12 protein-coding genes are annotated in these 12,412 nt (G+C 37.5%); 9 read left to right on the top strand and 3 right to left on the bottom strand.

The window, feature by feature from the left end; all coding sequences use genetic code 11:
- Positions 1-153 precede the first annotated feature (153 nt).
- Genes BAZ10_RS11520 through BAZ10_RS11510 form a run of 3 tightly spaced genes read left to right on the top strand, consistent with a single transcriptional unit; the run spans position 154 to position 3,297 of the window.
- The gene (locus tag BAZ10_RS11520; RefSeq protein ID WP_078772176.1) at positions 154-2,001 is read left to right on the top strand and encodes a M1 family metallopeptidase; all 1,848 of its coding nucleotides are present in this window, start codon (positions 154-156) and stop codon (positions 1,999-2,001) included.
- A gap of 4 nt (positions 2,002-2,005) precedes the next feature.
- Entirely contained in the window at positions 2,006-2,764 is a 759-nt protein-coding gene (locus BAZ10_RS11515) for a type III pantothenate kinase (protein ID WP_078772175.1), read from the top strand.
- Between the two features lie 20 nt (positions 2,765-2,784).
- On the top strand, positions 2,785-3,297 hold the full coding sequence (locus tag BAZ10_RS11510; protein ID WP_245803805.1) for a GNAT family N-acetyltransferase: 513 nt from the start codon (positions 2,785-2,787) through the stop codon (positions 3,295-3,297).
- On the opposite strand, the gene BAZ10_RS11505 is transcribed toward BAZ10_RS11510, so the two are convergent.
- Both BAZ10_RS11505 and BAZ10_RS11500 read right to left on the bottom strand, forming a co-directional pair.
- Positions 3,294-3,725, bottom strand: a complete 432-nt coding sequence (locus BAZ10_RS11505; RefSeq protein ID WP_078772173.1) for a nucleoside deaminase — start codon at positions 3,723-3,725, stop codon at positions 3,294-3,296. The genes BAZ10_RS11510 and BAZ10_RS11505 overlap by 4 nt on opposite strands.
- On the bottom strand, positions 3,726-4,349 hold the full coding sequence (locus BAZ10_RS11500; protein ID WP_078772476.1) for an energy transducer TonB: 624 nt from the start codon (positions 4,347-4,349) through the stop codon (positions 3,726-3,728). It lies immediately after the preceding gene.
- Positions 4,350-4,553: 204 nt separating this feature from the next.
- Here BAZ10_RS11500 and hemA point away from each other — a divergent pair, with 204 nt between their 5' ends.
- From hemA to hemE, 4 genes are read left to right on the top strand one after another with little or no spacing between them, the layout of a single operon-like run.
- The gene (hemA, locus tag BAZ10_RS11495) at positions 4,554-5,825 is read left to right on the top strand and encodes a glutamyl-tRNA reductase (RefSeq protein WP_078772475.1); all 1,272 of its coding nucleotides are present in this window, start codon (positions 4,554-4,556) and stop codon (positions 5,823-5,825) included.
- A complete protein-coding gene (gene hemC, locus BAZ10_RS11490) occupies positions 5,812-6,714 on the top strand; it encodes a hydroxymethylbilane synthase (protein WP_078772172.1) in 903 nt (300 codons plus the stop codon). The genes hemA and hemC overlap by 14 nt, the downstream gene beginning before the upstream one ends.
- A gap of 3 nt (positions 6,715-6,717) precedes the next feature.
- Positions 6,718-7,380: a uroporphyrinogen-III synthase gene (locus tag BAZ10_RS11485; protein WP_078772171.1), complete on the top strand. Its 663-nt coding sequence runs from the start codon at positions 6,718-6,720 to the stop codon at positions 7,378-7,380.
- Positions 7,373-8,398 carry a uroporphyrinogen decarboxylase gene (hemE, locus tag BAZ10_RS11480; protein ID WP_078772170.1) on the top strand — a complete coding sequence of 342 codons (1,026 nt, stop codon included), beginning with the start codon at positions 7,373-7,375 and terminating at the stop codon, positions 8,396-8,398. The genes BAZ10_RS11485 and hemE overlap by 8 nt, the downstream gene beginning before the upstream one ends.
- Before the next feature lie 80 nt (positions 8,399-8,478).
- Here the strand turns inward: hemE and BAZ10_RS11475 are convergent, their stop codons facing one another.
- Entirely contained in the window at positions 8,479-9,486 is a 1,008-nt protein-coding gene (locus BAZ10_RS11475) for a LacI family DNA-binding transcriptional regulator (RefSeq protein ID WP_078772169.1), read from the bottom strand.
- Between the two features lie 79 nt (positions 9,487-9,565).
- Here BAZ10_RS11475 and BAZ10_RS11470 point away from each other — a divergent pair, with 79 nt between their 5' ends.
- Positions 9,566-11,047, top strand: coding sequence for a xylulokinase (locus BAZ10_RS11470; protein WP_078772474.1), 1,482 nt, complete (start codon positions 9,566-9,568; stop codon positions 11,045-11,047).
- A 31-nt stretch (positions 11,048-11,078) separates the two neighbouring features.
- Complete coding sequence (gene xylA, locus BAZ10_RS11465) at positions 11,079-12,407, top strand: xylose isomerase (RefSeq protein WP_078772168.1); 1,329 nt, start codon at positions 11,079-11,081, stop codon at positions 12,405-12,407.
- The last annotated feature ends 5 nt before the right edge of the window (positions 12,408-12,412 follow it).

The following is a 12,412-nucleotide window of genomic DNA, read 5'->3' as shown; positions in this document are numbered from 1 at the left end:
TTTCATAAATAAAATGTCTGATAGTAAAAACACACCAAATACCTTCTCTTTTTCACCTGTAAATATTCTCTTTTTATCACTGAATGAACAGTATCCTTTCTAAAACAGCAATCCCTTTATCATAATTTTTTATCTTTGGGAAAAATTAATAAAATGGTTAGAAACTTCCTTTCTATTGCTCTTATGCTGGTTTTCGGACTGGGATTGGCTCAAAAAGGGCCTTACTATCAGCAAAAGGCAAAGTACAAGATGGATATTGATGTAGATGCTACTAAGTTCACTTACCTTGGAAAACAAAGCATTCAGTATACCAACAATTCACCTGACGAATTAAAAGTTATTTATATGCATCTTTATTGGAATGCCTTCAAATCTGGCTCCATGATGGATGAAAGAGTAAGGAATCAGGGTAAAAATTCTGATAAAAGATTACAAAAAGATGGTGTATCACGTTTAGCATCAATTCCTACAGATCAGGAAGGCCGCCAAAATATTCACTGGATTAAACAAAACGGAAAGGATCTAAAATTTGAAATACAGGAAACTGTAATGAAAGTTATCCTTAATGAGCCTTTAAAGCCTAACAGTACCACCTCTTTATCTATGGAATGGGATGCTAATATTCCAATGCAAATCCGTAGAGCCGGCCGTAATAATAGCGAAGGGGTAGATATGACGATGACACAATGGTACCCTAAAATTTCTGAATACGATTATGATGGCTGGGCAGCTTTCGACTATATCGGACGAGAGTTCCACGCTCCGTTTTCAGACTTTGACGTTACAATAAAAATAGATAAAAACTACGTATTAGGTGCCGGAGGAAATCTGGAGAATCCTACGGAAGTAAAAGGTTATACCGCAGCATCAAATGTAAAAGCAGACCAGGAGGGTAAGGCAACATGGAAATGGACAGCTAAAAATATTCTGGATTTTGCATGGGCTGCGGACAGAGATTATTCCGTTGACGAGTTCACTGTATTAGGCGGACCTAAAGTCTATTTTGTCTATCAGAAATCGGAAAAAACAAAATACTGGGAAGAAGCTAAGCCCTATGTAACCAAGTATTTCCAGATAATGAATGCACAGTTCGGGCAATATGCCTGGCCTACTTATTCCTTTATACAAGGTGGAGATGGAGGAATGGAATACGGGATGTGTACCATGATCTTAGGAGAAGCCAAATCGGTAAAAGATTTATGCGGCCTTATGTTCCACGAAGGATCCCATTCCTGGTACCAGCAAATGCTGGCTACTAACGAAAGCGTGAGACCTTGGATGGATGAAGGATTTACAAGCTATGCAGAGGCTTATGTGAGCAACCAGCTTTTCCCTCCTGCTAAACCACAGGCTAATCCTTTTGTTTCCAGCATCAATAACTATATAAAATTTGTAAAAACAGGAAAAGAAGAACCTGCTTCATGGTTAGGAGATCACCACGATGATGGAACAGCATATACTTTTGCTTCTTATGTAAAAGGTGAATTATTCTTAGTAGAATTAGGCTACATTATGGGTGAGCAGAACCTTTCGAAAACAATGAAGAAATACTATGATGATTGGAGCATGAAGCATCCTACAGATAGAGATTTCATACACATCGCACAAAAAATTTCCGGAATGGATTTGAAGTGGTTCCAAAATTACTGGATCAACACTACAAAAACGATTGATTATGGTATTAAAAGTGTAAAATACGGAGATGCTTCCACAACAATTACATTAACAAATAACGGGACCCTTCCGATGCCTATAGATTTCAATGTCTTAACCAAGGATAAAAAGGTATTAACATACCACATCCCGCTTAATATGATGCGTACGGCTAAAACTACAGATATCTATGGTCCTATTACCGTAATGCCTTTCTGGAACTGGACAATGAAAGATTATGAATTGACTATTCCGTACGGAAAAGCTCAGCTTCAGGCTATCGGAATCGATTTCAGTCAGCGTTTAGCAGATGTTAACCCTGCTGATAATATTATCGAGGTAAAATAGTTTTATGAAATCAATAGTCATCAATATCGGAAATACCAATATCCGTTTCGGTTTATTTAACGGGGACAGTTGTGAGATTTCCTGGGTAATCAATACAAAACCATACCGTACAAGCGATGAACTCTTTATTCAGTTTCTTACGCTTTATCAGTATAATAAAATTGATATTGATAATATTGAGAAAATCATCATTGGTTCTGTTGTGCCTCAACTTACATATGATATTTCCAGAGCTGTACACAAGATCCATAACATGAAACCTATTCTGGTAGACCGCAGTACGCCTTCTGGTGTACAAGCCAAGTCTAAACAGATGGGTACAGATATCTACGCAAATCTTGTAGCAGCACACAATCTTTATCCAGACAGAAAAAAGATTATTCTGGATTTCGGAACCGCACTTACGGCGAGCTGCGTTGCCGAAACAGGTGAAACATTGGGCGTTATTATTGCTCCCGGTATTATTACCTCACTTAATTCATTGATTAATCAGACGGCCCAACTGCCTGAAATTGAATTAAAGAAACCAAAATCTGTATTGGGATTAGATACGGTAACCTGTATGCAAAGCGGAATGGTTTACGGCTTCCTTGGGATGGTAGAAGGCTTTGTAGACAGAATCAATAACGAAGTAAATGACAACTGTTTTGTAATTGCAACAGGCGGTGTATCACATGTATACAAGCCTCTGACAGAAAAAATTCATGTTGCAGACAGGCTACATACTCTTAAAGGACTTTATTATTTAGGTAAAGATTTATAAAATATAAAATGCAAATTCCTTTGAAAATAGAAACAGAACGTCTGATTCTTTCTCCTTTGGAAGAATCAGATATTCCGTTGATTACAGAATATTTACAGGAAAAAATTATTTCTGACAATACTTCTAATATCCCACACCCTTATACTGAATCCGATGCCCAGATCTGGATAAAAATGTCTGATGATGCTTTGGTAGCCAAAACAGGTTATACCTTTGCTATACGCGAAAAAGACGGAAAAATAATTGGTGCCATTGGCCTGCATGACAGAGCAGATGATAAAGCTGAATTAGGCTACTGGATTGCTGTTCCTTTCTGGAACAAAGGTTATGCCACAGAAGCAGCATCTGCAATTCTGAATTTCGGAATTAAAGAGTTAAAGTTCCATAAGATTTATGCCACACATTTTCTTCACAATCCGGCTTCAGGAAAGATTATGGAAAAAATTGGCATGCAGAAGGAAGCTGTTTTAAAACAACATGTGAAAAAGGGAAATGAATACCTTGACTTACAAATGTACTCTCTTATCGTCTAACGTTTCGATTTAAAAAAATCTTTGATGAGTGCCGAGCATTCATTTTCCAAAACTCCGGAAATTATTTCTGTTTTAGGATGAAGTGATAAACCTTTATTGATAAATCCTCTCTTTTCATCCCTCGCTCCTATCACTATTTTTGAAAGCTGTGACCATGCCAGTGCTCCGGCACACATTACACAAGGCTCAAGCGTTACATACATTGTACAGTCTATAAGGTATTTTCCGCCCAACATATTCGCGGCAGCTGTTATCGCCTGCATTTCGGCATGAGCTGTTACATCATTCAGTAGTTCTGTAAGATTATGTGCTCTGGCAATGATCCTGTCATTATACACCACAATACAACCTACCGGTACTTCATCCTTTTCCAATGCTGCCTGTGCCTCCTGAAAGGCCATTTTCATAAAATATTCGTCTGTAAACATCTAATCAAATTTCATAGTAATTGGAAAGGTAAACCTGGACCGTACTGCTACGCCATGCAATGTTCCCGGGATAAATTTATCCGGAACAAGATACATACATATTTCTGCCTGTCTGTTGAAGACAATATTATCCCCTTCGGATTTTACCTGAGCAATGCTTCCGTCCCTTTCAACAACAAAGGTAACAACGCTTTTCAACACAGCATTACGATCTACATCAGCATCAAAATAAAAAGAACTGCTTACTATTTCTCTCAGCCTATCAATTCCACCCGGATACTCAGCTGCATGATCAGGATTTTTCTCTACAATTACTTCTTTTTTCTGGGGAACTTCTTTCTTTAGCTTTGCCAGTTGTTCAAGGTTTTTCGTCTTGATTAAAACTCCAAGATAAGCCTGATTACGGACACTATCCAACTTCTTGATAAAGAAACCGTATTCACTTTCCAATTTTATTTTTTCTTCGAAATTTCGAACCAGCCCCAGCCTCCGTTTAAACTCTTCGTTAACTTTTAACTGATGCTGATCATAAAAGTTCTTGACCTCTCTGAACTCTTCAGTTTGTTGTGAAAAATAAAAAACAGAAAACAATAAAAAGCAAAAACAATATAGAGATCTTTTCATAACCAACGTTCCTCGAAATATAGTATCAAATATAGACAAATAGTCTGTAAAGCGCAGCATCTTAAAGCGCTCTTAGACACAAATTATGAAGGCTGTATAATTTGTAACTATTCTAAATTAATGAAATCTAATGAAAGTCATTTCACCGTTTATACATATCAATTCTTTTTAACAATTAATAGCTTAAATTTGCACCCTGATATAATGGCAGCCAAATTGAATACATATCAAACCTCACAATTTACGGTTCTCAGTATTAGTTTCGAGAAAGCCGATGCTGTTACCAGAGGGAGATTTGCCTTTTTCGACGATCATATAAAAAGTTTTGTTAATCATATTCACGATCGCGAAATGGGTGACGCTTTTGTCGTTTCCACATGTAATAGAACCGAAATTTATACCACAACACATAATTATATGTTTGTGGCTCAGTTGTTTTGTGAAACCGTTGGTGTACAATTAATGGATTTCATGCAGTTTGTAACTGTAAAAAAAGGGACTGATGCTCTGGATCACCTTTTCAGAGTTGCTGCTGGCCTGGAAAGTCAGATTATCGGAGATTTTGAGATTATTTCTCAGATCAAAAATGCCTACAACCGTTTCAAAGAATACAAACTACATTCCAACGCATATCTGGAAAGAGCAATTAACTCTTCTATTCAGATATCGAAAAGAATAAAGAATGAAACCGGGATCAGCAATGGGGCAGCTTCTGTTTCTTATGCTGCGGTTCATTATATTCTGAAAACTCAGAAACAACTTCCTGAGAAAAACATCTTATTATTGGGTGTTGGTGAAATCGGGCAAAATACAATTGAAAATCTTGTAAAACATATTTACAAGCCAAAAGTAAAAATCGCAAACAGAACTGCCGAAAAAGCAGAGAAGATTGCCGAAAAATATCATATTCCTCATATCAATTTCGAGGACTTCCCTAAGGAACTTGAACAAACCGATATTCTTATCGTTGCAACTGGTGCAAGTAAGCCTATCCTTTACCCTGAGAATATGCCTAAAAAAGATATTCTGGTTATAGATCTTTCCATTCCGAATAACGTTGACAAAACAGTTGCGGATGTTGCCGGAGTAGAACTTATCGATGTTGATGCTCTTTCTGTTCAGATTCAGGAGACAATGGAACAACGCAAGAAGGAGATTCCTAAAGCAGAAATCATTATTAAAGAAATGTCTAAGGACTTCATAGAATGGGAGAAAAAAAGAAAGATGGCACCACACATCCATGTCTTCAAAAACAACCTGAAAAAAATTGAACAAAATGAAATTCATAAGGTTGCCCGGAAGAATGGTGAAATAGATGAGGAAGATTTACATCTGACCCGCAAAATGATTCAGAAAATCACCAATCGTTTTGCTAAATACATCATAGAAAACCCACACCGTTCGGAAGAGGTAACAAAGCTTCTGGATGATATCCTAAACCTTCAACCAAAGGAAGACAGTTATGAAGACCATTAAAATCGGTACACGAAACAGCCCGTTAGCTATGTGGCAAGCAGAGAGAGTTGCTTCTCAGCTTCAGACTATGGGGCACAAAACAGGGCTCGTTCCGGTTGTCTCTACAGGAGATAAAAATTTACAACAACCTTTATATGCACTAGGAATAACAGGTGTTTTCACAAAAGATCTGGATATTGCTTTGCTTAATAAAGAAGTAGATATTGCAGTACACTCACTAAAGGACGTTCCTACAGCTCTTCCTACTGGAGTTATTATCTCTGCTGTACTGGAAAGAGATTTTCCTGAAGATGTATTGATCAGAAATTCAAAAGCAAAAGATAAAGATATTTCCGAATTATCGGTTGCTACAAGCAGCCTGAGAAGAAAAGCTTTCTGGCTAAACCAATATCCAAACACTCACTTTTCAGATATTCGTGGAAACGTACAAACACGTCTGAAAAAACTGGAAGATGGACTTGCAGATGCTACATTGCTATCTTTGGCGGGGATAAAAAGGATGGAAATGGATATTGAATACGAATATTTACCATTTCTGCTTCAGGCTCCATCACAAGGAGTAGTTTGTTGTGCATCTTTAGCTGAAAATGAAGAATTAACTTCAATATTAGCCCGGATTAACCACCAAGAAACCAATAAGTGTACTAAGATTGAAAGAGATTTCCTTAGACATCTGGAAGGTGGATGTACAGCTCCAATTGGTGCCCGTGCAACAATTTCCGGAAACAACATTACATTTGAAGGAAGAATTGCTTCTTTGGACGGCTCTAAAGAAATTGATCTGAAAGAAGTTACTGAATGGAATGACGATCTGGGTGTACGTTTTGCACAACAGGTTTTGGACAATGGCGGAAAAGCCATTATGGAAGAGATAAAAACCCAGCTATAAGACATGGCCATCCGTATTCTTTTCACAAAGGAATTGTCTAAAGAATACATCCAACAACAATTGGGTGATTATTTCGATCCCTTATTTCTTCCTGTTATCGGAATCCGTTACACTGAAGATCAAATTGATATCGAAGATTATCATCATTTTATTTTCACAAGTATTCAGGGAGTAAAAGCAATTAAAGAAAAAATTATTTTCCCGGAAAATTCAAAATTCTATACTGTAGGTGAAAAATCCCGACAAGCTTTAGAAAAAATGGGATTTTCTGTGGAAATTGTAGCCAAAAATGCATTGGAACTCTCTGATAAAATTCAGGAGTCAAATCCCATAAAAATAATGCATTTTTGCAGTTCAAAAGCTTTAACTACATTAAAGAATCAATTGTCCGAAGCGGGCTTTGATTTTGCCGAAAAGATAGTTTATGAAACCATACCTTTGTATCCAGAGTGGAATACCCCGACAGATGCTATTGTATTTTTCAGTCCTTCCGGTGTAGAAAGCTTTATGAAAAACAATTCTGTAAAAAATGAGAGGTTATTTGCCATTGGTGAAACAACCGCCAGCTATCTAAAATCTTTTACAGATAAAGAAATTATAAAAAGTGAACAAGAAACCCTCGAAGATTTGCTTCAGGTAATAAAAGATACTTATAGAAATGATTAAGAACGACTTATACTTAAGAGCCCTAAAAGGTGAAACTGTTGAAAGACCTCCGGTATGGATGATGAGACAAGCAGGAAGATATCTTCCTGAGTTTATTGCTCTTCGCGATAAATATGATTTCTTCACCCGTTGCCAGACTCCTGAGCTGGCTGCTGAAATTACAGTACAGCCCATCAGAAGATTTCCGCTGGATGCAGCAATCCTGTTCTCTGATATTTTAGTTGTTCCTCAGGCAATGGGCATCGATTTCAAAATGAAAGAGAATGTTGGCCCTTGGCTGGACAATCCTATACGTACAAAAGAAGCTGTAGAACAAATTGTAGTTCCGGATGTAGATGATACTTTATCTTATGTTTTTGATGCTATTACCTTAACACTAGAACATCTTAATAACGAAATCCCTTTAATTGGTTTCGCAGGCAGCCCTTGGACAATCTTGTGTTACTGTGTAGAAGGAAAAGGAAGTAAAGCTTTTGATATTGCGAAATCTTTCTGCTTCCAACAGCCAGAAGCAGCACACCAGCTTTTACAGAAAATAACTGATACTACAATTGCTTATCTTAAAAGAAAAGTAGAAAAAGGCGTTTCTGCAGTACAGGTTTTCGATTCCTGGGGAGGGATGCTTTCTCCAGCAGATTATCAGGAATTCTCATGGAAATATATTAACCAGATCGTGGAAGCTTTAAGTCCACTAACCGAAGTTGTTGTATTTGCCAAAGGATGTTGGTATGCACTAGAGGATATGGCTAAATCTAAGGCTTCAGCGCTTGGTGTAGACTGGACAGTAGCTCCTGAAATTGCAAGAAAGTTAACTGGTGGAAATATTACACTTCAGGGTAATTTCGATCCGGCAAGATTACATTCTTCACCAGAAACGATCCGTAAAATGGTTCATGAGATGATTGACCGTTTCGGAAAAGATAAATACATTGCTAATCTTGGACACGGAATTCTGCCTAATATTCCGGTAGAAAATGCAGAAGCCTTCATAAGGGCTGTTGTAGAATATAAAGCATAATTGTTATAACGAATTAAATATACTAAGGCTGTCTTTTTAGAGATAGCCTTAATTTTTGTATAATTCAGGTTATATAAATATCATGAAGACTCCCTTTCAATAAGAATAGGATCCAGAACTATTTTTTCGTGTTTATTACTACCTCCTTTTTTCTTACTGATTTTTAGAAATAATTTTGCACATTCTTTACCCATATTTACAGCTTGTTGATCTATTGTAGACAAGCTTGGAGTTATAAATTCAGAAAACGTTTGATTGGCAAAACCTACAACAGAAATCTGTGGCGGAACAATATTCATTTTGGACAACTCCTTAATAATGCCTAATGCTGTAAAATCGTCTCCCCCGATAAAGGCATCCGGCTTATGCTTGGACTCCATCATTTTTCTAGCGCCATACATACCTCCTTTAATAGACATTTCATCTAATAAAACCAAACTTTCTCTATATAGATAACCCGCTTCACTCAAAGCTCTTTTATAACCTTCAAAACGCTGTCGAAAAATCTGAACTTCAGAGTTTGTAGAAATATAACCTATACGTTCATTTCCTGAATCTATAAGATGTTTTGTCACCATATACCCTGCTTTTTCATCATCAATAGATACTGAAGGAAGATTTAATCTGTCATCTATCCTGTCAAACTGAATAACAGGAATTCCTTCCTGGTGCGCTTTATTAATGTGTGAAAAATCATAGGTTTCTAATGATGGAGAAATAATGATACCATCTACCTGAGCCTCAAGCAACGTTTTTATACCATTGACTTCAGAATTATATGACTCATTGGTTTGATATAATAATACATTATAACCTTCCTGCTGTAGCTCCTGTTCCAGGCTGTTGATCACAGCAGAAAAAAACTGAATTAATGCACTGGGAATAATTATACCTACTATATTACTCTTACCCGAACTTAATGAAGATGCCAGTTTATTGGGACGATAGTTTATCTTTTTTGCATATTCCCATACCCTTTCTCTTGTTTCTTCGCTAATTAACGAACTGTTCTTCAAGGCTCTGGAAACAGTAGATGTTGTAACATTGAGCGCTTTGGCAATATCGTAAATTGTAGGTTTTTTTTCCAATTTGACTAAACTATTTTTGTAAATATAAAAAAAAACAAATACATTTATGCAATCGGTTGCATTTGTAATAAGTTTAATTATGTTGTTATTAGGAATAGATTTAGGAACCTCATCGGTAAAAGTTTCGGTGGTCTCGGCAGAGACTCAGGAAACCATTGTATCTGTAAGCTATCCCGAGCAGGAAGCAGATATTATATCCCTGCAGACTGGCTGGGCAGAACAATCTCCCGATGTATGGTGGGAGCATACCGTACAAGCTATACAAAAGGCTCATTCAGCAAGAAAATATAACCCGCAGGATATAAAAGCTATAGGCATTTCCTACCAGATGCATGGCCTTGTTGTTGCAGATAAAGATAATAATATACTAAGGAATGCCATTATCTGGTGCGACAGCCGTGCCGTTGAAATTGGAGAAAGAGCTCTGCAGGAGATGGGCAGAGATAAAATACTAAAATCACACCTGAATTCTCCGGGTAACTTTACTGCAGCAAAGCTTGCATGGATCAAAATCAATGAACCTCAACTTTATCAACGTATTGCTAAAATTATGCTTCCCGGCGATTTCCTTACTATGAAGCTGACCGGAGAGATTAATACAACAATTAGTGCACTCTCGGAAGGGATATTCTGGAATTTCAGAGAGAATAATATCTCTTCTATTGTTCTTGATTATTTTGGATTCGACAGAAACATGATACCCGAAATAAATCCTGTCTTCAGCAACCACGGTATTCTAACCTCGGAAGTAGCGGATTTACTTCAGCTATCCCGTGATACTGTAGTCAGCTATAAAGCCGGAGACCAGCCTAATAATGCATTATCCCTTAATGTTCTAAATCCCGGAGAAGCCGCTGCGACTGCCGGCACATCTGGTGTTATTTACGGTGTAAGTAATCAGTTGGTCTCAGACCCAAACTCCAGAGTCAATACTTTCGCCCATGTTAATTATTTACCCGAAGATGTTAAAACCGGTATCCTGCTTTGCATTAATGGTACAGGGATACAAAACAGCTGGATAAAAAAAATACTCGGCCCAAATCTTTCATATGACGAACTAAATGCTTTAGGACAACAAGCTCCTATAGGAAGCAAAGGACTAAAAATACTTCCTTTTGGTAACGGAGCAGAGCGAATGCTCAATAACCGAATTGTTCAAAGTCATATTCAGTATATTGATTTTAACAAACATGGCAGAGCAGAAATGATCCGGGCCTGTCAGGAAGGAATTGCATTTAGTTTTCGCTACGGATTCGACATTTTACGTGAAAACGGGATAAACTCTTCTGTAATCAGAGCCGGATACACCAATCTTTTCCTCAGCCCTTTATTTTGCAGCTCATTTGTTAATACAACTTCTACTCCCGTAGAACTTTTTGAAAGCGACGGAAGCAAAGGAGCGGCTCTCGGCTCCGGCATCGGAATTCATTACTACAGTAGTCCCAAAGAAGCGTTCAGTAACATTAATAAAATCCGTACTGTAGAACCAGTGCATAAAGATCTATATGAAGACCTGTATGAGGAGTGGAAAACAACGCTACACAATATGATAAAGCAATAATTATAAGCTAATAGTTAAAAATTAATATATAATGAACTACATCAAAGAACAAAAAGAATTTTTCAAAGGAATCGGAAAGATTCATTATGAAGGAACTGAAAGTGATAATCCATTTGCATTCAGATGGTACAATCCTGATTGTATTGTTCGGGGCAAAAGTATGGCGGAGCATTTTAAGTTTGCATGTGCTTATTGGCATTCTTTCAATGCTAACGGAAGTGATCCTTTTGGAGGCAGTACTCATATATTCTCCTGGGATCAAAAGTCGGATGTTATTGAACGCGCAAAAGATAAAATGGATGCAGCTTTTGAATTTATGTCCAAACTCCAAATCCCCTATTACTGTTTTCACGATGTCGATCTTGTGGATTACACAGATAACATTGTGGATAATGAAAAAAGACTGCAAATCATTACTTCATATGCTCAGCAAAAACAAAAAGAGACGGGCATTAAACTGCTTTGGGGAACAGCAAATCTTTTCAGCCATAAGCGCTATATGAACGGAGCAGCTACCAATCCCGACTTTCATGTACTTGCACACGGTGCTGCACAGGTAAAAGCTGCGCTGGATGCCACAATTACTCTGAACGGACAGAACTATGTATTCTGGGGTGGCCGCGAAGGCTATACATCTCTATTGAACACAAATATGAAGCGTGAACAAGAACATCTGGCCAAATTCTTACATCTTTCAAAAGATTATGCACGTAAAAATGGTTTTAACGGAACATTTTTTATTGAACCTAAACCATGTGAACCTACAAAACATCAATACGATTACGATGCTGCAACTGTAATTGGTTTTCTTCGCCAGTATGGATTAGCAGATGATTTTAAACTCAACCTCGAAGTAAATCATGCAACCCTCGCCGGACACACATTTCAGCATGAACTGCAAGTAGCAGCAGATGCAGGACTATTAGGCTCTATAGATGCCAATCGAGGTGACGAACAAAACGGATGGGACACAGATCAATTCCCATATAATATAAATGAGCTAACGGAGTCAATGCTTATTATTCTGAATGCCGGGGGGCTGCAGGGTGGCGGAGTAAATTTCGATGCAAAAATCAGAAGAAATTCCACCGATACAGAAGATTTGTTTTTTGCACACATTGGTGGAATGGACTTATTTGCAAGGGCTTTGATAACTGCAGATAAAATTTTGGAAGAATCTTCCTATTTACATTTCAGGAGAGAACGTTACAAGTCTTTTGATACAGGTAAAGGCGCTGAATTTGAAAAGGGGAATTTATCTTTAGAAGATCTATATCATTTTGCAACAGAAAATGGAGAGCCAGAAGTAAGATCTGGTAAACAGGAGTTTTTAGAAAACCTCATCAACAGATACATCTGATTTCT

The sequence above is a fragment of the Elizabethkingia occulta genome (assembly GCF_002023715.1).
Taxonomy (GTDB): Bacteria; Bacteroidota; Bacteroidia; order Flavobacteriales; family Weeksellaceae; genus Elizabethkingia; species Elizabethkingia occulta.
This window is presented reverse-complemented; position numbering and strand designations above follow the sequence as displayed.

Coding starts and splice junctions, on each gene's coding strand:
- BAZ10_RS11505 (WP_078772173.1), bottom strand. CDS start 3,725: ATGTTTACAGACGAATATTTTATGAAAATGGCCTTTCAGGAGGCACAG.
- xylA (WP_078772168.1), top strand. CDS start 11,079: ATGAACTACATCAAAGAACAAAAAGAATTTTTCAAAGGAATCGGAAAG.
- BAZ10_RS11485 (WP_078772171.1), top strand. CDS start 6,718: ATGGCCATCCGTATTCTTTTCACAAAGGAATTGTCTAAAGAATACATC.
- BAZ10_RS11500 (WP_078772476.1), bottom strand. CDS start 4,349: ATGAAAAGATCTCTATATTGTTTTTGCTTTTTATTGTTTTCTGTTTTT.
- BAZ10_RS11515 (WP_078772175.1), top strand. CDS start 2,006: ATGAAATCAATAGTCATCAATATCGGAAATACCAATATCCGTTTCGGT.
- hemC (WP_078772172.1), top strand. CDS start 5,812: ATGAAGACCATTAAAATCGGTACACGAAACAGCCCGTTAGCTATGTGG.
- BAZ10_RS11520 (WP_078772176.1), top strand. CDS start 154: ATGGTTAGAAACTTCCTTTCTATTGCTCTTATGCTGGTTTTCGGACTG.
- hemE (WP_078772170.1), top strand. CDS start 7,373: ATGATTAAGAACGACTTATACTTAAGAGCCCTAAAAGGTGAAACTGTT.
- hemA (WP_078772475.1), top strand. CDS start 4,554: ATGGCAGCCAAATTGAATACATATCAAACCTCACAATTTACGGTTCTC.
- BAZ10_RS11470 (WP_078772474.1), top strand. CDS start 9,566: ATGTTGTTATTAGGAATAGATTTAGGAACCTCATCGGTAAAAGTTTCG.